This window comes from Salinarimonas ramus, assembly GCF_014645695.1.
GTDB lineage: Bacteria > Pseudomonadota > Alphaproteobacteria > Rhizobiales > Beijerinckiaceae > Salinarimonas > Salinarimonas ramus.
Map to the genome: position 1 here is coordinate 1 of NZ_BMMF01000008.1, position 24,088 is coordinate 24,088.

At 71.1% G+C, this 24,088-nt stretch carries 20 protein-coding genes and 1 tRNA gene; 12 read left to right on the top strand and 9 right to left on the bottom strand.

What is annotated here, in order from left to right:
• Positions 1-264: 264 nt before the first annotated feature.
• Positions 265-358: transfer RNA gene (locus tag IEX89_RS13795), tRNA-Ser, on the bottom strand.
• A gap of 149 nt (positions 359-507) precedes the next feature.
• Here IEX89_RS13795 and IEX89_RS13800 point away from each other — a divergent pair.
• On the top strand, positions 508-1,695 hold the full coding sequence (locus IEX89_RS13800) for a glycosyltransferase family A protein (RefSeq protein WP_188913825.1): 1,188 nt from the start codon (positions 508-510) through the stop codon (positions 1,693-1,695).
• A gap of 103 nt (positions 1,696-1,798) precedes the next feature.
• A complete protein-coding gene (locus tag IEX89_RS13805) occupies positions 1,799-2,098 on the top strand; it encodes a hypothetical protein (RefSeq protein ID WP_188913826.1) in 300 nt (99 codons plus the stop codon).
• 67 nt (positions 2,099-2,165) lie between these two features.
• Here the strand turns inward: IEX89_RS13805 and IEX89_RS13810 are convergent, their stop codons facing one another.
• The 4 genes from IEX89_RS13810 to IEX89_RS13825 all read right to left on the bottom strand — a co-directional run bounded on the left by IEX89_RS13810 (position 2,166) and on the right by IEX89_RS13825 (position 7,636).
• Positions 2,166-4,007 (bottom strand): SLC13 family permease, encoded by a 1,842-nt coding sequence (locus tag IEX89_RS13810; RefSeq protein WP_188913827.1) that lies wholly within the window; start codon positions 4,005-4,007, stop codon positions 2,166-2,168.
• Between the two features lie 108 nt (positions 4,008-4,115).
• A complete protein-coding gene (locus IEX89_RS13815; RefSeq protein WP_188913828.1) occupies positions 4,116-5,033 on the bottom strand; it encodes a hypothetical protein in 918 nt (305 codons plus the stop codon).
• Positions 5,034-5,492: 459 nt separating this feature from the next.
• Complete coding sequence (locus IEX89_RS13820) at positions 5,493-6,401, bottom strand: histone deacetylase family protein (protein ID WP_244645418.1); 909 nt, start codon at positions 6,399-6,401, stop codon at positions 5,493-5,495.
• Positions 6,398-7,636: a cytochrome P450 gene (locus IEX89_RS13825; RefSeq protein WP_188913829.1), complete on the bottom strand. Its 1,239-nt coding sequence runs from the start codon at positions 7,634-7,636 to the stop codon at positions 6,398-6,400. The genes IEX89_RS13820 and IEX89_RS13825 overlap by 4 nt, the downstream gene beginning before the upstream one ends.
• 672 nt (positions 7,637-8,308) lie before the next feature.
• Here IEX89_RS13825 and IEX89_RS13830 point away from each other — a divergent pair.
• The 5 genes from IEX89_RS13830 to IEX89_RS13850 all read left to right on the top strand — a co-directional run bounded on the left by IEX89_RS13830 (position 8,309) and on the right by IEX89_RS13850 (position 15,801).
• Positions 8,309-9,166, top strand: a complete 858-nt coding sequence (locus tag IEX89_RS13830) for a hypothetical protein (RefSeq protein ID WP_188913830.1) — start codon at positions 8,309-8,311, stop codon at positions 9,164-9,166.
• Positions 9,167-9,299: 133 nt separating this feature from the next.
• A complete protein-coding gene (locus tag IEX89_RS13835; protein WP_188913831.1) occupies positions 9,300-11,291 on the top strand; it encodes a hypothetical protein in 1,992 nt (663 codons plus the stop codon).
• Between the two features lie 23 nt (positions 11,292-11,314).
• Positions 11,315-13,642 (top strand): type I secretion system permease/ATPase, encoded by a 2,328-nt coding sequence (locus IEX89_RS13840; protein WP_373290587.1) that lies wholly within the window; start codon positions 11,315-11,317, stop codon positions 13,640-13,642.
• A 44-nt stretch (positions 13,643-13,686) separates the two neighbouring features.
• Positions 13,687-15,036 (top strand): HlyD family type I secretion periplasmic adaptor subunit, encoded by a 1,350-nt coding sequence (locus IEX89_RS13845; RefSeq protein WP_244645420.1) that lies wholly within the window; start codon positions 13,687-13,689, stop codon positions 15,034-15,036.
• 240 nt (positions 15,037-15,276) lie between these two features.
• Positions 15,277-15,801, top strand: coding sequence for a transposase (locus IEX89_RS13850; protein WP_188913832.1), 525 nt, complete (start codon positions 15,277-15,279; stop codon positions 15,799-15,801).
• Positions 15,802-15,949: 148 nt separating this feature from the next.
• Here IEX89_RS13850 and IEX89_RS13855 read toward each other — a convergent pair whose 3' ends face one another.
• Positions 15,950-16,549, bottom strand: coding sequence for a hypothetical protein (locus tag IEX89_RS13855; RefSeq protein ID WP_244645422.1), 600 nt, complete (start codon positions 16,547-16,549; stop codon positions 15,950-15,952).
• 72 nt (positions 16,550-16,621) lie between these two features.
• Between IEX89_RS13855 and IEX89_RS13860 the strand changes: the two genes are divergently transcribed.
• Entirely contained in the window at positions 16,622-17,254 is a 633-nt protein-coding gene (locus IEX89_RS13860) for a hypothetical protein (protein ID WP_188913833.1), read from the top strand.
• Positions 17,255-17,262: 8 nt separating this feature from the next.
• On the opposite strand, the gene IEX89_RS13865 is transcribed toward IEX89_RS13860, so the two are convergent.
• From IEX89_RS13865 to IEX89_RS13875, 3 genes are all read right to left on the bottom strand, one after another.
• Positions 17,263-18,360 (bottom strand): M20 family metallopeptidase, encoded by a 1,098-nt coding sequence (locus tag IEX89_RS13865; RefSeq protein WP_188914041.1) that lies wholly within the window; start codon positions 18,358-18,360, stop codon positions 17,263-17,265.
• Between the two features lie 174 nt (positions 18,361-18,534).
• Entirely contained in the window at positions 18,535-19,152 is a 618-nt protein-coding gene (locus tag IEX89_RS13870) for a nicotinate-nucleotide adenylyltransferase (protein WP_188913834.1), read from the bottom strand.
• An 18-nt stretch (positions 19,153-19,170) separates the two neighbouring features.
• Positions 19,171-20,412 (bottom strand): glutamate-5-semialdehyde dehydrogenase, encoded by a 1,242-nt coding sequence (locus IEX89_RS13875; protein ID WP_188914042.1) that lies wholly within the window; start codon positions 20,410-20,412, stop codon positions 19,171-19,173.
• Positions 20,413-20,697: 285 nt separating this feature from the next.
• Here IEX89_RS13875 and IEX89_RS13880 point away from each other — a divergent pair, with 285 nt between their 5' ends.
• The 4 genes from IEX89_RS13880 to IEX89_RS13895 are packed head-to-tail and all read left to right on the top strand — an operon-like array spanning position 20,698 to position 24,055.
• Complete coding sequence (locus tag IEX89_RS13880; protein WP_244645426.1) at positions 20,698-21,636, top strand: glycine--tRNA ligase subunit alpha; 939 nt, start codon at positions 20,698-20,700, stop codon at positions 21,634-21,636.
• 51 nt (positions 21,637-21,687) lie between these two features.
• Entirely contained in the window at positions 21,688-21,999 is a 312-nt protein-coding gene (locus IEX89_RS13885; RefSeq protein ID WP_188913835.1) for a PepSY domain-containing protein, read from the top strand.
• Between the two features lie 12 nt (positions 22,000-22,011).
• Positions 22,012-22,674 carry a response regulator transcription factor gene (locus tag IEX89_RS13890; RefSeq protein ID WP_188913836.1) on the top strand — a complete coding sequence of 221 codons (663 nt, stop codon included), beginning with the start codon at positions 22,012-22,014 and terminating at the stop codon, positions 22,672-22,674.
• Between the two features lie 10 nt (positions 22,675-22,684).
• Positions 22,685-24,055 carry an ATP-binding protein gene (locus tag IEX89_RS13895; protein ID WP_188913837.1) on the top strand — a complete coding sequence of 457 codons (1,371 nt, stop codon included), beginning with the start codon at positions 22,685-22,687 and terminating at the stop codon, positions 24,053-24,055.
• Positions 24,056-24,088 lie beyond the last annotated feature (33 nt).

The window sequence follows — 24,088 nt, forward strand, 5'->3', positions numbered from 1 at the left end:
CGATGACCACCCGCGAAGCCGTCCGTCCGCTACGGCGCTATGGAGGGCGCGCGGCCGGACGGCTCCGCTCCCGTCGAGCTACACCACCATCGGGGACACGACCCCGAAACCGGCGGCTGAGGCTCGCCGCGCCCATACCGAGCCGGGTGGAGCAAGTCCTCAGCTGTACAAAGCCAGCCGCCGAGTCATGTGGGGTAGACTGAGGGCCGTCGTGAGCAGCGGTTCCGAATAAGGCTTGCCATGCAACGACTTGGCGAAAAACAATGGCGGAGCCGGAGGGATTCGAACCCTCGATACGGGTTTAAGCCCGTATAACGGTTTAGCAAACCGCCGCCTTCAGCCTCTCGGCCACGGCTCCAGCGCGCAAAGCCATAGGGGATCACGGGATCGCGGTCAACGGCGTCCGTGATCGCCGCGCGCTCTTCGCCCGAACCTTCGCCGCCCCTCCCCGTTTCCGCCGCACGACACGGCACAGGACGGCACGGCGCGGGACGGAGCACAGCGATCATGGAGCGAACGACGGCGATCGTGCCGACCTACCAGAGGGCGGCCTATCTCGCGCAATGCCTGGAGGCGATCCTGGCGCAGACGCTCGCGCCGGCCGAGATCATCGTCGTCGACGACGGCTCGGGCGACGAGACCGCCGCGACCGTCGCGCGCTTCGGCGAGCACGTGCGCTTCGTCGAGAAGCCGCGCAACAGCGGCAAGGCGGACAGCCTCAACCTCGGCCTCTCGCTCGCGAGCCATCCCCTCGTGTGGATCGTCGACGACGACGACATCGTCCTGCCCGACGCGCTCGCGCGGCTCACCGCGCTCCTCGCCGAGGACCCTCAGGCCGGCTTCGCCTACGGGCGCCACCTGCGCTTTCGCGACGATCCGCGCACCGGCGAGCGGGTCGTGCTGGATACCGGCCATTGGCCGCCGCACGCGCCCGGCGAGATGCTGGTGGCCACGCTGGAGGACTTCTTCGCCCACCAGCCGGGCATGCTCGTACGCAAGCGCCTGTACGATGCGGTCGGGCCCTTCGACACCGCGCTCGACCGCAGCCAGGACTACGACATGCTGATCCGCCTCGCCGCGGCCGCGCCGGCGGTGGGAACGGACGCGGTCGTGTTTCTCCAGCGCGTCCATGCCGGCATGCGCGGCAGCGCGGCCAAGCGCTTCTCGGCGGATCAGGCGACCGCGAAATGGATGGCGACCGACCGGCGCATCCTCGGCGCTGCCCGCACGCGCCTGCCGCTCGACGCGTATCTCCCGGGCGCCCGCCTCCCCGGCGGCGCCCGTCCGCTCGACGGTGCCGGCACGCGTCGCGCGCTCCTCCAGCGCGCCGTGGTGATGATGCGCAAGCGCCTGTGGGACGAGGCGCTGAGCGATCTCGACGCCGCCGCCGAAATGCACGGCACGGACACGCCGGGCACGAACGCCGCCGCGCCGCTGACGCCCGACGAGCGCCTGATCCTGCGCCGCGCCTTCGCCTCGAAATACGGCGTGGGCGACATCGTCACCGACGCGCGGATCCGGGCGATGCTGATCGCCGCGGCCCGGCGCGGGGCGCCCATCGGGCTCGGCCCCGCGCTCGCCCGCGGCCTGCGCTGGCGCGTGCGCGAGGCGCTGGTCGCGCGCCGCCCCGGCGAGGCCCTGCGCATCGCCCGCTTCGCGCTCGCTCTGCGTCATCCGACGCGCGCCCGCGGCTGACGCCCGCACAGCCGAAGGCGGCATGCGCGGGAACCCGAGCGGCGGGGGATGCATTCGCGCTCGCAACGCAAGACGACAATCCGAGACCACAGGGAGACACGCCATGATCCGCAAGATCACCCTCGCCACGTTCGCCGCCGCCGCTCTCCTCGCCGGCCCGGCGCTCGCCCAGGATGCGAGCGGTGCGAGCCAGGAAGAGCTCGACGCGCTCACGCAGGGCTATTTCACCGATGCGTCCCGCACCGAGCTGATCCCCCAGCGCGAGCTGGAGAACGCCTTCGCGCAGATGGACCCCGCCCAGCGCGCCCTCGTCCTCGACCATTGCGGCGAGGTCGGCATGGCCGAGGAGCCGGCCGCGTCGTCCGGCTGGTCGCTCCTGTGCGAGGCGGTGCTGACGGATTGACGCAGCCCGTGTAACCGACCGATCCAGAGGCCTCGGCGCGCGTTCCGGCACGCCGAGGCCTCGTCTCTCATAGAGGCCAAACCAGCAGGATCATCGGCACAGAGACCGCCACCACCAGAACCTCCAGCGGCAGGCCGAGCTTCCAGTAGTCGCCGAACTTCAGGCCCGCGGGGCCGAGGATGAGGGTGTTGTTCTGGTGGCCGATGGGGGTGAGGAAGGCGCAGGATGCGCCGACCGCGACCGCCATCAGGAAGGGGTCGGGGCTCGCGTCGAGGCCGTGCGCGGCGCCGATGGCGACGGGGGCCATCACGGCGGCGGTGGCGGCGTTGTTCATGAAGTCCGACAGCGTCATCGTCACGACGAGGATCAGCACGAGCGCGACGATGCCGTTGCCCTGCGCCACCACGTCGAGGAGGCCGCGCGCCAGGAGGTCGGCGGCGCCCGTCGTCTCCATGGCGCCGGCGACGGGGATGAGCGCGCCGAGCAGCACGATCACCGGCCAGTCCACCGCGTTGTAGACGGAGCGCGGCGCGACGACCCGCGTCGCCATGGCCGCGAGCACGCCCGCCGCGAAGGCGATCGCCGCCGGCACGATGCCGAAGGCGGCCGCCGCGATGGCGGCGGCGAAGATCGTGAGCGAGAGCGCGATGTCGCGCCGGTTGGGGATCGTCAGCGGGCGCTCGGCCAGCGGCGCCGCGCCCATGGCGCCGGCGAATTCCGCCACGCGCTCGGGCGCGCCCTGCATCAGCAGCACGTCGCCCGCGCGCAGCATCATCGTGCGAAGCCGCGCGCGCGAGCGCTCGCCCTGGCGCGAGACCGCGAGCAGGTTCAGCCCGTGGCGGGTGCGCAGCTTCAGGTCCCGCGCGGAGCGCCCGGCGAGCCCGGAGCCGGGCAGCACCACGAGCTCGGCGAAGGTGACGCCCTCGTCCTCGACGGGCTGGCGGGCGGACGCCTCGTCGGCATCCTGCGTCTCCCCGCCCGCTTCCTCGCCGCTCTCCTCGCTGCCTTCCTCGCGCCCGCGCATCTCCTCCTCGAGCACGAGGCCGAGCCGCGAGAGCGCGCCCGCGAGCGCCTGCGGCTCGGCCTCGATGACCAGGATGTCGCCCTCGCGCACCTTGCGCCACGGGTTGGGCGCGGCGAGGCGGACCTCGTGGCGCACGAGGCCCACGACCTGCGCGTCCGCCTCCTTGAGCGCCGCCTCGATCTCGCGCAGCGTCTTGCCCGCGGCCTCCGCGCCCTCGGGAATGCGGGCCTCCGTCATGTAGGCCTCGGTCTCGAAGCTGTCCGCGCCGGCGCGCTTGCGGTCGGGCACGAGGCGCACGGCGAGGAGGACGACGAAGACGACGCCCGCGAGCGCCACCGCGAGGCCCACCGGCGTGAAGTCGAACATGCCGAAGCCCGAGCCCGTCGCCTGCGCGCGAAAACCCGCGACGATCAGGTTCGGCGGCGTGCCGATGAGCGTCGTCATACCCCCCAGGATCGAGCCGAAGGAGAGCGGCATCAGCACGCGCGAGGGCGGCAGGCCGCGCTTTCCCGCGATCTGCAGCGCGAGCGGCATCAGCAGCGCGAGCGCGCCGACATTGTTCATGAAGGCCGACAGGAAGGCGCCGAGCGCCGTCACCGTGGCCACGGCGCGCGCCGCGCCCATGTCGGCGGGCAGCACGCGCTGCGTGAGGAGCTCGACCGCGCCCGAGGTCTGGAGCGTGCGCGAGAGGATGAGCACGCACGCGACCGTCACGACCGCCGGATGCCCGAAGCCGGCGAAGGCCGCATCCGCCGAGACGAGACCCGCCGCGACGCAGGCGACGAGGGCGGCCACGGCCACCATGTCGTGGCGCCAGCGGCCCCACACGAAGAGCGCGACGGCGCAGGCGAGGATCGCCAGGACGAGGATCTGGGGGGTCGTCACGTAAGCCTCTCACGTCCCACCGCACGGCGCGGCCCCCGACAACGCACGAGCCGCGGGAAAGGAATCCTCTCCCGTCACGGTGCGACGCCGATGCCGCCCAGATCTAGCTCACCGCTTGAACAGCATCACCCCCTCCGGCGGGGGCGCGTCCCGCGCCGGGATGCTCGGCGCCTCGGGGCGCGGCGAGGCGGCGGCGGAGGCGGGCGTCAGGCGGTGGTGCGGGGTGCGGATCGCCTCGGCGCAGGCGCCGAGCTCGCCGACGGGGAGCGTGTCGAGGGTCGGGATCGTGGCGTCCAGCGCGGCCAGCGCGCGCTCGGGCTCGATGGCGGAGCGCTGGGGCGCCTCGATGGCGAGGCGCTCGAGCGCGTAGCGGTAGCGCAGCGCCCGCTCGCGGGCTTCCGAGCGCACCCAGGCGATGAGGCAGCGGTTCTCGGCGACGCGCAGCGCCGCCTGCTCGGCCTGGCTCTCCACCAGCACCTGGACGTGGAGGAGGAAGCGCAGGCGCGCCTCGTCGGCGGCGAGCACGCGCTCGGCGACCTCGCGCACGAGGGGGATCAGCGCGCGGTCCTGCTCGGCGTCCTGCGCGATGCGCCGGAACAGCGGCGCGGGGGAAACTCCCTGCGAGAAGATCAGCGCGTCCCAATAGCTCCGGCGCTGGCCCAGACGCAGGGGGGCGGGCGTGACGCGGTGGCGGATCAGGTCGGCGAGGATGCGGTCGCTCACCTGCCATTCGTGCGCGGGCATGAGGAAGCGATAGGCACGCGCGCGCAATTCGCGCTCGTCCTCGGTGAGGATCGACCAGCTCGCCGGCTCGTCGCGCGTCTGCGCGAAGGCGCGCCCGGCGAAGGGCAGGATGCGATCGCCGATGACGGACGGCGCCGGGCGGCCGAAATCGCCGCGGGGCGCGCAGGCGCCGAGCACGGCCGCAAGCACGGCTGCGAGGAGCAGCGGACGCCTAGCGCCGGCGCCGCCGCGGCTCGTCCGGCGCGTCGCGGGCGCCTCCGGCGTCTGGCGCGCGGCGTTCATACATCACCCCGGTGAAGAGCAGGATCACTCCGCGCGGGGCGTCCTTGGGCAAAGCGGGGCGCGGCCGGGCCCGGAGGTAATCCGACAGCCGCACGATCCGTACGGCGTCTGCGCGCGGCGCCTGTCGCCGCAGAGAGCGCGTCTCGCCCATGGTCGTTCCCCGATATCCGCCCGCCGACGCCGGTCGGCGGCATCGGCGATCTTCAATGCCTATGGTTAACGCTTGGTTTCCAGGCTGAAGAGGAGGGCGTTTCCTTACGGGAAAAGACGGGGGCTATGCACCTCCGCCCGTCTCGCCCCCACCGGTCCTCGCTCCGCTCGGCCCACCTCCCCTGCGGGGAGGTATCGGCGTCACGCCTTTGATCGACCGCAATGCAGGCCGCCGACCCGACATCTCCCCTTAGGGGAGGTCGGCGAGCGTCAGCGAGACGGGAGGGGGCGAGAGCGAGCGTGCGCCCCTCACCCGCTCCCCTCCGCCATCGCCCGGAACACCAGCGCGTGGCGCTTGCCGATGGCCTCCGCGTCCTCGCCGTAGCCGCCGCCGATGACCGCGACGAGAGGGATGGCGCGCCGCCGGGCCTGGGCGACGACGAAGCGGTCGCGGCGATAGAGGCCCTCGTCCGTGAGCGCGAGCCGCCCGAGGCGGTCGTTCACGTGCGGGTCGACGCCGGCATTGTAGAAGACGATGTCGGGGGCGACGCGGTCCATCATGTCGGGCACGTGCTCGGCGACGATGCCGAGATACGCGTCGTCCTCCAGGCCGTCCGGCAGCGGAACGTCGCGGTCGCTGGGGATCTTGCGCACGGGATAGTTCTTCTCGGCGTGGAGCGAGAGCGTCACGAGATCGGGCTCGTCGGTGAGGATGTCCGCCGTGCCGTCGCCCTGGTGGACGTCGAGATCGACGACGAGGGCGCGGCGGACGGCGCCCTCGCGATGAAGCGCGAGCGCCGCGACGGCGACGTCGTTGAACACGCAGAAGCCCGCGCCGGTCGCGCGCTGGGCGTGGTGGCTCCCGCCCGCGGTCGAGCCGGAGAAGCCGTGCTCGAGCGCGAGCCGTGCGGCGAGCAGCGTGCCGCCGACGGACGCGCGGGCGCGGCGCGCGACGCCCGCGTCGATGGGCAGCCCGATGCGCCGCTCGACATCCTTGGCGACGCTCTGCGTCAGCACGGCCTCGACGTAGGCGGGCTCGTGCGCCCGCTCGAGCGCTTCGACCTCGGCGGGCTCGGGGCGCACGAAGCCGTCCGGCACGAGCCCCTCCGCTTCCAGCGCCCGCCTCAGCGCGCCGTACTTGCCCATTGGGAAGCGGTGGCGCTCGGGCAGCGGCGCCTCGTAATGATGATGCGAGACGATGGGCGGGAGCGCTCTCACGTCCGCACCATCAGCGTCTCGAGCCCGTGGAAATGGTAGGCGTCGCGCACGCGCGGACGCTCCGCCAGCGCGAGGTTCGGGCAGCGCTCGAAGAGGATCGGCAGAGCCACCTGCATCTCCAGCCGCGCCAGCGGCGCGCCGATGCAGAAATGGATGCCGGCGCCGAAGGCGGTGTGCGCCGGGGCCTCGCGGTCCGGGTCGAAGCGATCCGGGTCACGGTTGGCGCGCGGGTCGCGCCCGGTGGCGCCGAGCACGAGCCCGATGCGCTCGCCCTTGCGCAGCGAGAAGCCGCTCTCCTCGACGTCCGTGAGCGCGTAGCGCGTGAACATGTGCAGCGGCGGGTCGAAGCGCAGGCATTCCTCGACCGTGCGCTCCGTCGTGGCCGCGTCGCGGAAGAGGGCGCGCGGGTCCACGCCCGTCGCGCCGCAGGTCTCGAGGATGGTGCGCACCGCATTGCCGAGCGCGTGCACGGTCGCCTCGTGGCCGGCATTCAGGAGGAGGATCGCGGTGGAGACGAGCTCGTCCTCGGAGAGCCGCGCCCCCTCCTCCTCCGCAGCGACGAGCACCGAGAGGAGATCGTCGCCGGGATGCCCGCGACGCTGCGCGACATGTCCCCTGACGAAGTCCGCGAAGGCGCCCGCGGCGGCGTCGGCGTCCTCCTCCACCTCGCGGGTGCGGCCGAAGGCGTACATCGCCACCATGCGATGCGACCAGTCCAGAAGGCGCGGCGCCTCGGCTTCCGGCACGCCGAGCATGCGCGCGATGACGCGCACCGGGATCGGCGTCGCGTAGGCGGCGAGGAGATCGAACGGCGCGCCCGAGGGGAAGCCGTCGACGAGCGCATGGGCGAGATCGGCGATGGCCGGCCGCAGCGCCTCGACACGCCGGGAAACGAAGGCGCGGTTGACGAGCGTGCGCAGGCGCGTGTGCACCGGGGGCTCGCGCTCCAGCATGGAATGCGCGTCGATGGCGTCGAAGCGCGGCGTGTGCGCCGCGGGCTCGGGCAGGCCGAGCTCCTCGCGGGTGGCGACGTGCAGGATCTCGCGCCCGAAACGCTTGTCGCGCAGGAGCCGGTTCACGTCCGCGTGAGCGAGGAAGACCGGATGGCCGTACTCCTCCCAGAGCACGGCGGGCGCCTCCGCATGCAGCCGCGCATAGGCACGGTAGGGATCCGCGTAGAAAACCGGGTCTCGCGGGTCGAGGGAGAGGCGGCGGGCGGCCTTGTCGAGCTTCATGCCCGCGATATCGAGCGTCGGCGCCGATCTGGCAAGCCCGACGGGGCAGTGGCGCCTGGGCGAGCCGACGCCGACGCTACGCGAGGGACGCGCCGCCGGATCAGGAGTTTGACCGCTGGGTAAGGCTTCTACAAATTGACCGGATCGCGGCGAAAAGTTAGTCTTTTGGTAACGAATGAGGCGAAGGCGGGACGACGGCTGTAAGCACTAGATACTGGCCGCATCTTTCCAAGACTTCGTCCGGACGCCGGGGGCAATGACCAGGCAGTCCGCGTGCATATGATCGCACGCTTCTCCTAGGCGCGTCGAGCGCCTCTGCCGAACATTTTCGGGAGCTTCGCGACTGCGCACGCGATCTCGTCGTGCACAGACCGCGGGAGCCTGCGCGAGCGCCGCTGCGCTCGCCTGGAGAGCGCGTGCCGCTTCGCGGCACGCAGTGCAACTCTGAATATGGAGGCGCCGCACCAGAGCCATTACGAGACGGTTCTTCACGGCCCCCGCCACCGTCGACCGGCGCGATGCGGAACGCGCGACGCGGACGGCCGAATGCTTCGAACATCATTCAACCGTCGAGACACGACTTCATCAAAACCGCATCGCATTCGGTGAGCGCATCCGCACAGAAGAGTGGATGTCCGCCGTGCCGATGCTCCCAACGAACAGGAGTTCATCATGAGCGGCAATCATCACGGCCATCACGGTCATCACAACGACGACGATCAGGAGCAGACGCAGGCCCAGAAGCAGGCCGAGCTGCAGGCTCAGCTCCAGGGTCAGCTCCAAGGTCAGGCGCAGGGCCAAGGCCAGGCGCAGGGTCAGGCCGCCTGGATGGGCATGGAGTCCTACAGCGGCAACGAGAACGGCAACACGAATGGTAACGACAACACCAACAGCAACATGGCTGAGCTGACGAATGTCAGCAGCAGCGAGAACACCAACGGCAACACGAACGAAGCCGAGAACACGAATACGAACGAGAACACGAACACCAACGAGACCACCGTCAGCGTCATGGTCGACGTCGGCCTCAATCTCGGCCTGGAGGGCTGGGAGCCCACCGACGACGACGTCATCGATATCGAGGCGATCCGGGACATCGACGATTCGATCATCATGCCCGATGTCGTCGATCAGCGCGTCGACGGGGGCAACGCCTTCAATCTCGACCAGGTGGCGAACCTGGCCGACCAGGATCGGGTAGACAGCCCGACGGTGACCTACGGCGGCGGTGGCGGCGGCGGTGGCGGCCACGACTTCGGCCCGTTCGGCGGCGGTTACGGCGGTCACGATCGTCCCGATGCCGGCGGCTTCTCGCAGACCGTGCGTGCGGACGGCGGGCGCGTCGACATGGACGAGACCGAGTCCGAAGTCGGCGGCAACGGCTCGACCGCGGTCAGCGGCTCGGCCGACGCCATCGCCTCCGCCGAAGCCTTCACGCAGTCGATCGCGATGGGTGCGAACATCCAGTTCAACTCCGCGACCTTCAACGTCGCGGGCGACAACATCGACTTCGACGACGTCGTGATGTGATCACGATCCGGACCCGCGCCTCGTGCGCGGGTCCGGCCCACCTTTCGTGCGCAGCCGACGTGCCGCGCGCGGTCTCCGCTGCGCATGACGCCGCGCAGCCCGCAATCCGGCGCACCGAGAGAGGATCTCCGTCATGTCGAGCGTGACGACTACCGGCGCGACCGAAGCGATCTGGCATTTCGCAGGCTACCTGCACCTCATCGACGAAGTGGCCCGTAGCTGGACGCTCTACGACGACGACTGGTCGCCGCGAGCGCCCGAAGAGATCACGCCACCGATCCCGGCGCTGCTCGAGGCTCCGCTCATCGACCCGATGACGAGCGTCGCGACACCTTGGTGGGGTGCGATCCCGTTGGCGCCGGTGCAGACGCCGGTCCTGCTGATGAGAATGGAGCACGCCTTCGCGCTGCCGAAGCGCGGCTTCGAACCGGCTGGTCCCCAGGACGATCCCGTCCTTCGCCCCCCGGTTCCGCCGCTGAGCGGGAGCATGCTCTATCGAGCCCAGATCGTGCGCGAGGACGCCACCGGCGCGACGGTCGCGCAGGTCACGCAGCTCAACCGGATCGACGACTCCGACACCTTCGTCTGGGGTGAGAACCGCGCCGCCGATCTCCTGGGGATCGATCCCGCGCTCGCGCTGTCCGATCTCCTCGAGACCGCGCGAAACGAGATCCCGGAAGACCTGCGCCCTCTGCGCGGTCAGGACGATCTCGCAGGCGCGCTCGTCGCCCGCAAGCTGTCCATGGCGGATGAAGCGGACGATGCCGACCTCGCGCAGCAGGACGGCGCGGACGATGCCGATGCAACGACCATGGACCCGGATCTCGACGAGCCGGGCATCCATGTCGACGGCGTGCGCGTCGACGAGGATTGGGAGCGTCCGAGCCTCGAGCCGCGAGCCGGAATGCCCGACGAGCGCAACGGCCACGAGGCGGCCGGCGCTCACGCCGAGCTCGGCGCCAACGAGGCGATCAACGCGGCGATCATCGAGGATCTCAACGAGCTGTCCCTGCAGACCATCGTCTACGGCGACCACTATCGCCTGGACGCCATCGTGCAGGTGAACGCCATCATGGATATCGACAGCCTCGAGCAGTTCGGCATGCTCGCGCCGTCCCACCTCGCCGGGCTCGCCGGCGTCTCCGTGCCGGATGCGACCGAGCGCAACGAGGTGATCAACATCGCGGAATTCGTCGCGCGCGACGTCGACCTGGGAGCTCTCGAGCTACCCGGCTTCGGCGGCATGCGCTGGACGGTCGACGTCCTCGACGGGGATTTCTGGGACGTCAAGGCCGCCTACCAGACCAACCTCATGATCGACGACGATCTCTACTCGAAGACGGACTATTCGGCCTTCTCCCAGGTGCGGATGGGAGAGAACCTGAGCGTCAACTATCTCGACTTCACCCAGCTCGGAGGCGACTACGACCTGATCGTGATCGGCGGCAACTACTATGCCGCCAACTGGATCGTCCAGGCCAACGTCCTGCTCGATTCGGACGCGCTCCTCGTCGGCCACGACGGCGGCTTCGGCCGTCAAACGATCTCGACGAGCGCCAATCAGCTGACGAACGACGCCCTCATCGCCACCTATGGCGGCGGCGAGATGGTGGCCCTCGGCAGCGGGCTCGCCGGCTTCCTGCCCAAGCTCATGAGCGAGGACAGCCTCGATCCCGCCGAATGGTGGGCGGTGAACGGCATCGGGTCGGGCTCCATGCGCGTCCTGTGGGTGACGGGCGACTACTACGACATCAATCTCTTGAGCCAGCTCAACGTCGTCTCCGACGCCGATGCGCTCGCGCAGATCCTGCCGTTCTACGCCGCCCATGGCGCGGACGGCGCCGAGCAATGGATCGCGACGGGCGGCAACCGGCTGATGAATTCCGCGATCATCGTCGACACGGAGGCCGCGGTGGCGACCCACGTCGGCGGCGGCATCTACGAGGAGGACTTCCTCGTCCAGGCCGAGATCGTGATCGACGGCGACGATTACGACGACGACGGGCTCGCACCCGAGCTCGTCGCCTTCACCGGCGGCGAGGACATGCCCTTCGACGACGACGGCCTCTTCGGCGCGGGCCCGATCGCGGGACAGGGCGACATGATGGGCTCGGTGATGACCTGAGCCAGGCTTTCGGGGGGACCTCCATGGATCGCATCGACGAGTTCGGCCTGCGCGAATCCGGCTATGTGCCCGACCAGACATCCGACGAGGATCTCGGCAACGCGCTCACCGCCGCGGCGCCGGCGACACCGCTCCGGGTCGCCGCGACGGCGCCGGCCGCCGAGCCCGAGGCTGCGAGGGAGACGACGGCCGAGCCCTCTCTCAGCGGGCGCCTGCGGGTGCTGGAGGCGAGCTACGCGGCCCAGGCCGGCTCGCGCTACATCGGCGCCGGGCCGGCGGCGATGCCGCTCGCCAAGGCGCCCGCCGCGCCTGCGCCCGCTCCCGCCGCACAGGCGCCCGCACCCACCTTGCGCGTCGTCCCGCCGCCGCAGGAGACGAAGGCACCGCCCGCGCCGCCTGCACCGGCAGCGCCGCCGCTTCCGCCCGTCGAGCCGACGGCCCGCGCCGAGGCGCCTCAGCCGCAGCCGGTCGTCATGGAGAAATCGCCTGCCGAGCCCGTGCGCGCCAAGACGACCGAGGAGCGTCGGCCGTCCGCCGGCGGCGGCAAGCCCCCCGCTCCGCCGTCGGGCGGGGGCGGCGGCGGCGGCGCAGGCGGCGGGCCTCCCCTGCAGAACCGCTCGCGCGACATGGACTTCCGCACCGTCCTCACGAGCGGCCTCGCCACGGCGCGGCGCAACCTCGTGACGGTGGGGATCTTCTCGATCGTCGTGAACCTGCTCGTCCTCGCGATCCCGGTCTATCTGTTCCAGGTCTCCGATCGCGTGCTCACGAGCCGCAGCCTCGACACGCTGTTCATGCTCACCCTCATCGTGATCGGCGCCGTCGCCGCGCACGTGATCCTCGACGGGCTGCGTCGCGTGATCCTGGTGCGCATCGCCACCGAGACCGAGAGCCGGCTCGGCGCGCCGCTCCTCGCGGCGGCGGCGAAGGCGGCGCAGAACGGCTCCTCGCGCGAGTTCCAGGTGCTGGGCGATCTCCAGCAGCTGCGCGGCTTCATCACCGGGCCCGTGCTGCTGACCATGCTCGACAGCCCCACCGTGCCGCTCTACATGCTCGTCGTCTTCCTGATCCACCCGCAGCTCGGCTTCATCGTGCTCGTGGCGGGGCTGATCCTGTTCACCCTCGCGGGGCTGAACCAGCGCGTCACCGCCCTCTCCTTCGCCAAGGCCAACGCCTATGCGAGCCGCGCCAATCTCCAGGCGGACGCCATGGCGCGCAATGCCCAGGTGATCAACGCCATGGGCATGACGCCCGAGGGCGTCGCGATCTGGGGCCGCGAGACGGCGGAGAGCCTCACCGCGCAGGTGCTGGCGCAGGACCGCAACATCCTGCTCGGCGGCATCTCGAAATTCGTGCGCCTGACGACCCAGGTCGCGATCCTGGGCTTCGGCGCCTTTCTCGCGCTGGAGGGCGACCTCACCGGCGGCATGATCATCGCGGCCTCCATCGTCGCGAGCCGCGCTCTGCAGCCGCTGGAGGGCACGATCGAGGGCTGGAAGAACTTCGTCGCGGCGCGCTCCTCCTACGCCCGCATCCGGGCCCTGCTTCAATCCTCGCCGCTCAACCAGGAGCGCCTGCGCCTGCCGCGGCCCACGGGCAAGCTCGTCGTCGAGCGCATCCTCTACGTCCCGCCACCGAACAAGAAGGTGATCCTCAACGGCGTCTCCTTCGCGCTCGAGCCCGGCGAGAGCCTCGCCATCGTCGGCAATTCCGGCACCGGCAAGTCGACACTCGCGCGCATGCTGGTGGGCTCCATCGTGCCGACGGCGGGCAACGTGCGGCTCGATCACATGGAGCTGCGCAACTGGGACCCGCGCCAGTTCGGCGAGAGCGTCGGCTACTTGCCGCAGGACGTCCAGCTCTTCCCCGGCACCATCAAGCAGAACATCGCCCGCATGCGCGAGGACGCCACGGACGCGCAGGTCTTCGAGGCGGCCGAGCTCGCCGACGTCCACGAAATGGTCTCCCATTTCGCGCACGGCTACGAGACGGCGATCGCCATGGACGGCTCGCCCCTGTCGGGCGGGCAGAAGCAGCGCATCGGGCTCGCCCGCGCCTTCTTCGGCGAGCCGCGCTTCGTCGTCCTTGACGAGCCGAACTCGAACCTCGACACCAACGGCGAGCGGGCGCTGGCCAAGGCGCTGGTGCGCGCCAAGAGCCGCGGCATCACCGTCGTCGCGATCACGCAGCGGCCGTCGCTGCTCAAGAGCGTCGACAAGATCATGATCCTCCACGAGGGCAACGTGAAGGCGCTGGGGCCGCGCGACCAGATGCTGCCGCTGATCTTCGGCAAGAAGACGGACGAGCCGCGTGTCATCGGCGGAGACGGCACGCCGCTGATCGAGGACTGAGGACGCACGATCGAAGACGTAAGCCATCGAGTGGAGGACGAGACGTGAGCGCACGAGCCATGCAGACGATGCCGACCCGCGACTGGTACGCCAACGTCCCGCGCAGCGCGCGCGGGGCGACCATCGCCGGCATCGTCACCCTCTTCGCCACCTTCCTCACCTTCGGCGTGTGGGCGAATTCCGCGCCGATCGCCGGCGCGGTGGTGGCGACCGGCGTCTTCGTCACGACCGGGTCGAACAAGACCGTCCAGCACCTGGAGGGCGGCGTCATCAAGGAGATCGTCGTGCGCGAGGGCGATCACGTCATGCCGGGCGACACGCTCGTCATCCTCGACGAGACCGCACCGCAGGCGGAGCTGCGGCGCCTGCAGCTGCGCTTCGCGCGCACGCTCGCCATGGAGGCGCGCCTCGTCGCCGAGATCGAGGGCCTGCCCGACATCGCGTTCCCGGACGTCCTCCTCGCCAAGGCGCAGGACCCCGACGTCGCGGAGATGATCGAGCGCCAGCGCCTCACCTTCTCGGCTCGCAAGCGCCATCTCGACAGCGAGATCGCGACCCTCACCCGCGGCGTCGACGCGCTGCAGGAGCGCGTCACCGGCAACGAGGTGCAGATCAGCTCGGTGGAGGAGCAGATCGCCTTCTTCGAGGAGGAGCTCGCCGACAAGGAGACGCTGCTGCGCCAGGGCCTCGTGCGACGCCCCGAAGTGCTCGCGATCCAGCGCGCGCGTGCGAGCATGCACGGCGAGATCGGGCGGCTCATCGGCGACATGGGGGACGCCCGCGAGCGCATCGCGCGCGGCGAGGAGCAGATCAACGCGCTGCGCAACGCCGCCGTGAAGGCCGCCGTCGAGGAGCTCCAGCAGGTCCATGCCGAGATGAGCGACCTGCGCGAGCGCATCCGCTCCGCCGAGAACATCCTCGAGCGTATCCGCATCACGGCGCCGGTCGAGGGCATCGTCGTCAAGCTGCGCTACCACACGGCCGGCGGCGTCATCGAGGCGGGCAAGAACGTCATGGAGATCGTACCGATCGACGAACCGCTCCTGATCGAGGCGCGGGTGCGTCCCCGCGACGTCGACAGCGTGCGACGCGGCCAGCAGGCGTCCGTGCGCCTCACCGCGCTCAACCAGCGCACCACGCCCATGGTCGCGGGCGAGGTGATCTATCTCTCCGCCGACGCCCTCCCGGAAGAGCGGCCGGGGGTCGCCTCGGAGGGCGATCTCTACGTCGTGCGCATCGCCCTCGATGATGCCTCCGTCGCGCGCATCCCGCATTTCGAGCCGACAGCGGGCATGCCGGCGGAGGTCTACATCGAGACGGCGGAGCGGACCTTCTTCGAGTACCTGATCCGACCTCTGCGGGACAGCATGGCCCGCGCCTTCCGCGAGACCTGACCACCCGAACCGTCCGCGCCCGCTACCGCACGCGGGCGCGGACCTCCACTTCGATCACGCGAAGTTGATCCGCCCTGATTTTTGAGAACAACGCTTAATAAACGGGAAAGACTTTGCTTTTCAAGGTTTTCATGATACCTTTCGTACGGGTACTTCATGTACCGCAATAATCAATCAATCAGGACAACGGGGGCACAATCGGGCGGATCGAATACCTGTCGCTCCAGCAGGGAGTAGAGCATGCACATCTCGAGCGATCCGGCGTTTTGCAACGAGGAAGCTGCTTATCGGTTCGTCGAGGCGAGGGTGTGGCCGGACGGTCCGGTATGCCCGCATTGCCGGCGCGGGGATCGCGTCGGGCGTCTCGCGGGCAAGGAACCACGGCCCGGCGCCTACAAGTGCTACGCCTGCCGCAAGCCCTTCAACGTCAAGCTCGGCACGATGCTGGAATCGACGCACGTGCCGCTGCATCTGTGGCTGCAGGCGCTTTTTCTCCTGCACGCCTGCGAGCCGCCGGTGAGCGTCAACAAGCTCCACCGCATCCTCGGCGTCTCCAGCCGCACGACCTGGCTGATGTCGCAGCGCTTCCGCGACAGGCTGGCGGCCACGACGCCCGAGCCGGGTCCGCAGGGCGGACCCCGCATGACCTTCGACGAGGAGGAGGAGAGCGAGACCGAGGGCCGGGAGCGCACGGTGCGCCGGCCCGAGCGGCCGCATCGCTACGACACGACCCGGAGCTTCGGCGCCTGGGCCGCGGGCGGCTGAGAGGGAGGCTTGCGCGTCATGACGGACCGTCCCCGCCGCAAATGGGCCGAGATCCAGGTCGAGCTGTTCCAGGACGCGGCCGCGCGGCACGCCGCGCCCGGCGCCTCCGCCCGCTTCGAGGCGCTCCTCGCGCGCCTCGTCCCCCCGATCAGGCCGGGGGAGAGCGACGCGGCGTCGCGCGTGCGGCGAGATGCGCCTCCAGACGGGGCAGCAGAGCCCACAGATCGCGATTGAGGGCGCCGTGCTCGCGGACCGCCTCGGCCATCTCGTCGAGCCGCGCGCGGTCCATCGCGCGCACGCGCCCGAAGGAGAGCCGTCCCCCGCGCTCCTCGAGCTTCATCAGCTGCGTGCGCGCGATCACGCCCTCCTCGTCCACCGTGTACATGCAGTGATTGAGGTCGTTGCGCAGCTTCGTCTGCTTGGAGAAGCGCGCCACCAGCGCGTCGAGCTCGCGCGCCAGCGCCGGGTCACGCAGCTTGGCCTTGGCGAGCCGCTGGACGAGGTCGAGACGCGCCCTCGTCGTGTTCAGCGTGGCGAAGACGATGGCCGCGGAGACCTCGTCGGTCTCCAGCAGCAGCATCAGCACGTAGATGAACAAGCTTTCGTTGTTCGACCAGGAGAACACGAGATGCCCGATCAGCGCCAGGACCTCCGTGCGCCGGTCCGCCGTGGAGGGCGCCGCCGCCGTGAGGGCGTCGAAGTCCGGCGGCGGCGGCAGCCGCGAGGGCGGGGGCACGTCGTCGCTCACGGGCCCGCCCTCCCCGCGCCCTCTGTGCCGGCCCCTGCCGTGCGCGCGGACCTCTGAGGGGAGTGCCCGCCCATGCTCGCCTTCGGCCTCCTCGATCTGTGGAAGGTGCGGGCGGGCCGGCGGGCGGCGGTGTCGCTGCTCTCGCCCTTCGTCGCGCGCTCGCAGGCCAGGCTCGCCGCGCGGCGCGCGGATGCGGGCACGCGGGAGCCGACGACGGCCGTCGGGCTCGGCGCGCTGGGGCGTCTCGGCGGTCTCGACCGGCTGGCGGGGCTCGGAGACGTCGAGGACACCTCGGACTCCGTCTGGCTCGACCCCTATCTCGTAGGGTTCCTCGCGACGCTAATCACCCTCGTCGCCAAGCGCAAGACGGGGCCGCTCAACGAAGAGGCGCTCGCGAGCGTGCAGGAGGGCGCGTTCTCCGCGCTGACGGGGCTCGACGGCGGGCTCTTCGGCGTCGAGCTCGTGCTCGCCGGGCAGAGCCCGTCGCGCGCCTTCGCGGAGGGCTGCCTCGACGGCGGGCGCTTCTACGCGCTGCTCACCGGCGACGCGCCCCCGCGCGGCGACGCCGAGACGCCTGATTGGGCGGCGGGCTTCTTCCACCAGCCGCCCCCCGAGCCGGCGCTCGCCGTCGAGAGCGCAGCGACGGCGGCGCTCACGCCGTTCGACGCCTGGGACGCGTTCGTCGAGCCGCGGCTCGGCGCGTGAGGCCGACCTCAGACGGTCTCCAAGAGCCGCGCCGCCAGCATCGCCCGCGGTCCCAGCGACGAGACGAGCCCGTATTCCGCGAGCGTGTGGGCCCCGTCGCCGTCGATGCCGAGGCCGTCGAGGGTGGGCACGCCGAGGCCGGCGGTGAAGTTGCCGTCCGAGCCGCCGCCGGTGCGCTCGGTCTCCACCAGCGTGAAGCCGATCTCGGAGGCGAGAGCGCTCGCGGTGTCGAACAGGGCGGCGACCTCGGGGGTGCGCTCGAAGGGCGGGCGGTTCATGCCGCCGGTGACGGTGACGCGGAAGTCGGGCTTCTGCGGCGCGAGGGCGAGGATCTTCGCGGAGAGCTCCTCGCCGTCCGCCGCGGTCTCGACGCGAAGGTCGATGGAGAAACGGCAATGCTGCGGGATCGTGTTCATCGCGGTCCCGCCCTTGATCAGGCCCACCGTCGTGGTGATGCCGCGGGAATAGTCCGTCATCGCCTCGATGGCCGAGATCTGCCGCGCCGCCTCGTAGATGGCGTTGCGCCCGTCGGGATGGCGCGAGCCGGAATGGGCGGGGCGACCCTCGACATGCACGTCGAAGCGCCCGACGCCCTTGCGGCAGGTGACGATCTTGCCGCCGTCGCGGGCGGGCTCGGTGACGAGCACGGCGGCGGCGTCGCGGCCCAGATGCTCGATCAGCGCCCGCGTCGTGGGCGAGCCGATCTCCTCGTCCGGCGTGAACAGGAAGACCATGGGCCGCTTGGCGGTGCCGCGGCGCGCCACCTCCAGGAAGCCCTGAAGCGCGAGATAGGCGCCGCCCTTCATGTCGTAGACGCCGGGCCCGTAGAGCCGATCGCCCTCGACGCGCACCGGCAGGTCCGAGGCCGCCGTGCCGATCGGATGCACCGTGTCGAGATGGGAGAGGACGAGCGCCGGCTTCTCGCTCGTCGCCGGGCCGGCGCGCAGGATGACGGAGCCGCCGAGGCCGTCGCGGCCGGGAATGCGCTCGATGGTGACGGGATCGCCGTCGAGGCCGGCGACGAGGAGGTCCATCATGCCGTCGACGGCGGCGGCGTCGTCCGTGGGGCTCTCGTGGCGCGCCCACGCGCAGACGTCCTCGACCATGCGGGCGATGCGGGTCTCGTCGGCGAAGGCGGCGGCGGCGGAGGTGGACGGAACGGGCATGTGGGGAGCGCTCTCTCGTCGTTCTCGGAGGGGGACGGTCCCAGATAAGCACGGGCGAGCGCGCACGCGAAGGGCACGAGGCGCGAGATCGTGTGCGCGCTCGCGAACGCCGCCTCAGCCGGAGCGCGATGCTCCGCTCCCCGCGCGGAGCGCGCGCAGGGCGGTCGAGGAGAGCGGCGAGCGGCGGCCGTGGAGGAAGATCCACGCCGGCGGGGACATGTCCGCGAGAGCCGCGGCCGCGTGCTCGGGCCGGCGGGCGGGAGCGAGCACCCGCGCGGCACGCGAGGCCGGCGCCGTCAGCGTGCGCCCCGGCCGATCGATGACGGCGATGGGCACGCGCGCGGCGATCTCCCGCCAATCCTGCCAGCGATCGAAGCTCGCGAGACCGTCGGCTCCCATGATCCAGACGAAGCGCACGCCCGGCAGCCGGCGCTGGAGATAGCGGATCGTCTCGATCGTGTAGGGCGCGGGCAGCTCGGCCTCGAAGCCGGTGACGGCGATGCGCGGATCGCGGGCGAGGCCGCGCGCCATCGCCATGCGCTCGGGAAGCGAGGGCAGGCCCGCGCGCTCCTTCAACGGATTGCCGGGCGTCACCAGCCACCAGAGCCGATCGAGGCGAAGGCGCCGGAGCGCCATGCGTCCGACATGCAGGTGGCCGGCATGCGGCGGGTCGAAGGACCCGCCGAACAGGCCGATGCGCATGCCGGCCGCGGCCGGCGGAAGGCGGATCATGCGGCGATCACGCGCGTCTCACGGCCTCGTCTGGCCCGTGCCGCGCACGCGGTACTTGAAGGAGGTGAGCTGCTCCACGCCCACCGGCCCGCGCGCGTGCATGCGCCCGGTGGCGATGCCGATCTCGGCCCCGAAGCCGAACTCGCCGCCGTCGGCGAACTGGGTCGAGGCGTTGTGCATCACGATGGCCGAATCGACCTCTGCAAGGAAGCGCTCCGCCGCCGCCCCATCGTCGGTGACGATCGATTCCGTGTGGCCCGAGCCGTAGGTCGCGATGTGGCGCATCGCCTCCTCGATGCCGTCGACGACGCGAACCGAGATGATCGCGTCGAGATATTCGGTGCGCCAATCCTCCTCGCGCGCCGCCTCGACCCGCGGATCGACGGCGCGGGTCGCCTCGTCGCCACGCACGACGCAGCCCGCGTCCAGCAGCATCGTCACGAGGGGCGCGAGATGCGTGGGCGCGCAGGCGCGATCGACGAGCAGCGTCTCGGCGGCGCCGCAGATGCCCGTGCGGCGCAGCTTGGCGTTCTTCACGATCGCCGCGGCCATGTCGAGGTCGGCCGCCGAATGGACGTAGACGTGGCAGATGCCCTCCAGATGCGCGAAGACCGGCACCCGCGCGTCCGCCTGCACCCGCGCGACGAGGCTCTTGCCGCCGCGGGGCACGATGACGTCGACGTTGCCGTCGAGCCCGGCGAGCATCATGCCCACCGCCGCGCGGTCCTTCGAGGGCACGAGCTGGATCGCGTCCTCCGGCAGGCCCGCCTGCTTCAGCCCGCGCCGCATGGCGGCGGCGATGGCACCGGCGCCGCGGATCGAATCCGAGCCCGCGCGCAGGATGGCGGCATTGCCGGACTTGAGGCACAGAGCGCCCGCATCCGCGGTGACGTTGGGGCGCGCCTCGAAGATCACGCCGATGACGCCGAGCGGCGTCGCCACGCGTTCGATGACGAGGCCGTTGGGCCGCTCGAACGTGGCGAGCGTGCGGCCCACCGGATCGGGCAGCGCCGCGATCGCCTCGACGGCGGCGGCGATCGCCTCGATCCGCTCGGGCGTCAGCGCCAGGCGGTCGAGATAGGAGGCCGGCTGGCCGGCGGCGCGCGCCGCCTCGACGTCCGCGGCGTTCTCCGAGAGGATCGCCTGCGTGTCGGCGCGGATCGCGCTCGCCATGGACGCGAGCGCCGCGTCCTTGGCGGCGGCGGGCGTCACGGCGAGGATGCGCGCCGACGCGCGCGCCGCGCGGCCGATCTGGCGCATGATGCCCTCGAGCGGCGAGGCCGCGGGCACGGCGCGCAGCGGCGACGGCTTGGCCGCCTTCGCTACGGTCCCCGCCTTCGCGGTATGGGCCTCTGCTTGGCTCTCGGTGACGGTCGGCGCGGACATCGCTCTTACGCTCGCGGCTCCTGGGCGTTCGGGACGCCGCTCTTAGCACGAAGCGTGGCATCGGGTCACGCGCGTACGCTTGACTTCCCCCAACGGCCTCTCCATCCCTTTCGCGCGCCCGCACTCGCGCCCTGAGAACACCGCCCTCACGAGGCTTCGATGACCGAGATCACGCCCGTCCCCCCGCACATGGACCCGACGCGCTCCTTCCAGGGGCTGATCCTGACCATGCAGCGCTTCTGGGCCGAGCAGGGCTGCGTCGTCGTGCAGCCCTACGACATGGAGGTGGGCGCGGGCACGTTCCATCCGGCGACGACGCTTCGCTCGCTCGGTCCGAAGCCCTGGCGCGCCGCCTACGTGCAGCCCTCCCGGCGACCCAAGGACGGGCGCTACGGCGAAAACCCCAACCGCCTGCAGCATTACTACCAGTTCCAGGTCATCCTCAAGCCGAGCCCGCCGGACATCCAGGAGCTCTACCTCGCCTCCCTCGCCGCCATCGGGCTCGACCCGACGGTCCACGACGTGCGCTTCGTCGAGGACGATTGGGAGAGCCCGACGCTCGGCGCCTGGGGGCTCGGCTGGGAATGCTGGTGCGACGGCATGGAGGTGAGCCAGTTCACCTATTTCCAGCAGGTCTGCGGCTTCGAATGCGCGCCCGTCTCGGGCGAGCTGACATACGGCCTCGAGCGCATCGCCATGTACGTGCAGGGCGTGGAGAACGTCTACGATTTGAACTTCAACGGTCGCGAGGGCGCCGAGAGGATCACCTACGGCGACGTCTTCCTGCAGGCGGAGAAGGAATATTCCCGCCACAATTTCGAGCACGCCGACACCGAGATGCTGTTCCGGCACTTCAAGGACGCCGAAGCCGCCTGCCGCACGTATCTCGAGGCGGGCGAGGACGGCGAGCGCCATCTCATGGCGCTGCCGGCCTACGACCAGTGCATCAAGGCCTCCCACGCCTTCAACCTCCTCGACGCCCGCGGCGTCATCTCCGTGACGGAGCGCCAGAGCTACATCCTGCGCGTCCGCGAGCTGGCCAAGGCCTGCGGCGCGGCGTGGCTGAAGACGGAGGCGGGCGGGGCCGCGGCGGCGTGAACGCCCCATTCACGGCCTGTTCAGCGCGGGCCGGCTAGCTATGATGCCGTCATGCGCACCCGTCCCGCCCTCCTCCTGATCGCCCTCCTCCTCGGCCTCGCGGGCTCCCCCGCGCCGGCCTCGGCGCAAGGCTGCCTGTCTCCGGGAGAGACGCGCGAAGCCGTGGCGTCGGGGCGTGTCGTCGCCGCGGTCTCCGCCGTGCGCGCGGCCGAGGGCGCCGTGCCCGGCGCGCAGGTGACGCAGGTGGATCTCTGCCCCGGCGGCGGCGGGCTCGTCTATCGCATCGCCGCGCTCGGCGGCGACGGGCGATTCGTGACCGTGATCGTGGACGCCGGCTCCGGCGGCGTCGTCTCGGTGAATTGAGGAGGTCGGGTCATGCGCGTGCTGGTCGTGGAGGACGATGCCTCCTTGAACCGCCAGATCGTCACGGCGCTGACGGACGCCGGCTACGTCGTCGACAAGGCCTTCGACGGCGAGGAGGGCCAGTTCCTCGGCGAGACCGAGCCCTACGATTGCGTCATCCTCGATCTCGGCCTGCCCAAGACCGACGGCGTCTCCGTGCTCTCCGCCTGGCGGCGGGAGGGGCGGGTGATGCCCGTCCTCATCCTCACCGCCCGCGACCGCTGGAGCGAGAAGGTCCAGGCCTTCGACGCGGGCGCGGACGACTACGTGACGAAGCCCTTCCATGTCGAGGAGCTGCTGGCCCGCGTGCGCGCGCTCGTGCGCCGCGCCGCCGGCCACGCCACCTCCGAGATCGTCTGCGGGCCCGTCACCCTCGACACCCGCGCGGGCCGCGTCCTCGTCAACGACCTGCCCGTGAAGCTCACGAGCCACGAATACCGGCTCCTCGCCTACATGATCCACCACAAGGGCCGGATCGTCTCCCGGGCGGAGCTGACGGAGCACCTCTACGACCAGGATTTCGACCGCGATTCCAACACGATCGAGGTGTTCGTCGGGCGCCTGCGCAAGAAGCTCGGCGTCGACGTGATCAAGACCATGCGCGGGCTCGGCTACGTCGTCGAGGAGAGCGCCTGAGGCGCCTCTCATGCGCATGCGCCTCCGCCCCCTCGCCGGTCGCTCCATCGCCGTCCGCCTCGCGGTCTCGGCGCTGTTCTGGAGCGCGGTGATCCTGATCGGCGCCGGCATCGTCCTCGTCGCGCTCTATCGCGACGCGACGGAGCGCGGCTTCGACCGCCGGCTTCTCGTGCACGTGACGACGCTCGGCTCGCAGGTGGCCACGGGGCGCGAGGCGCTCGTCGCCGGCGATCCCCTGTTCGAATTACCGTTCTCGGGCTTCTACTGGCAGGTGGGCGAGCCCGGCGCGTCGCTGCGCGATCTCGACACGTCGCGCTCGCTGGTGGGTGCGGCCCTGCCCTGGCTGGAGGGGACAGGCGGCGAGCTCGGCGCCGTGCGCACGGGCTACGTCGTCGGGCCGGACGCGCAGACCCTGCGCGCGGTCGAGCGCACGCTGGCCGCGGGCGAGGGCACGCGCTTCACCATCCTCGTCGCGGCACCCGCCGACGAGATCTCCTCGGACGTGCGCCGCTTCGCGCTGGCGCTGGCGGCGACCTTCGCGGCGTTGGGCCTGCTGCTCGGGCTCTCGACGCTGCTCCAGATCCGCTTCGGCCTGCGCCCGCTCGCGCGCCTGCGCGCCGCCGTCGTCGCCATCCGCCGCGGCGAGACGGAGACCGTGTCGGGCGACTACCCGCACGACATCGCGCCGCTCGCGGGCGAGATCAACCTGCTCATCGGCTCGAACCGCGACATCCTGGAACGTGCGCGCACCCAGGTCGGCAATCTCGCGCACGCGCTCAAGACGCCGCTCTCCGTCCTCGTCAACGAGGCCCGCGCAGCGGGCGGGCCGCTGGCGCCGACGGTGGAGGCCGAAGCGGAGACCATGCGCCGGCAGATCGCCTATTATCTCGACCGCGCCCGCGCGGCGGCGCAGGTGGGCACGCTCGGCACGGTGACGCCGGTGGCGCCGGTGGCGGCCTCGCTCATGCGCGCCTTCGCCAAGATCCACGCCGGCAAGCGCCTCGATCTCGCGCTGGAGGCGCCGGAGGAGGCGCGCTTTCGCGGCGAGAAGCAGGATCTCGAGGAGATGCTCGGTAACCTCCTCGACAACGCCGCCAAATGGGCGACGTCGCGCGTGGTCCTGCGCGCGCAGGCCTCCGGCGACCCGGACCGCCCACGCCTCCTCCTCGTCGTGGAGGACGACGGACCGGGCGTTCCCGCGGACAGGCGCGCCGAGATGATCGAGCGCGGCAAGCGGCTCGACGAGAGCGTGCCCGGCTCGGGCCTCGGCCTGTCCATCGTGGCCGATCTGGCGGCTCTGTATCGCGGCTCCTTGACGTTGGGTCAGAGCCAGTGGGGCGGCCTCTCGGCGACCTTGGATCTACCGGGTGACGTAGCGTGATTCGAGTTTCGGCTTGCGCCCCGACTTCATTCC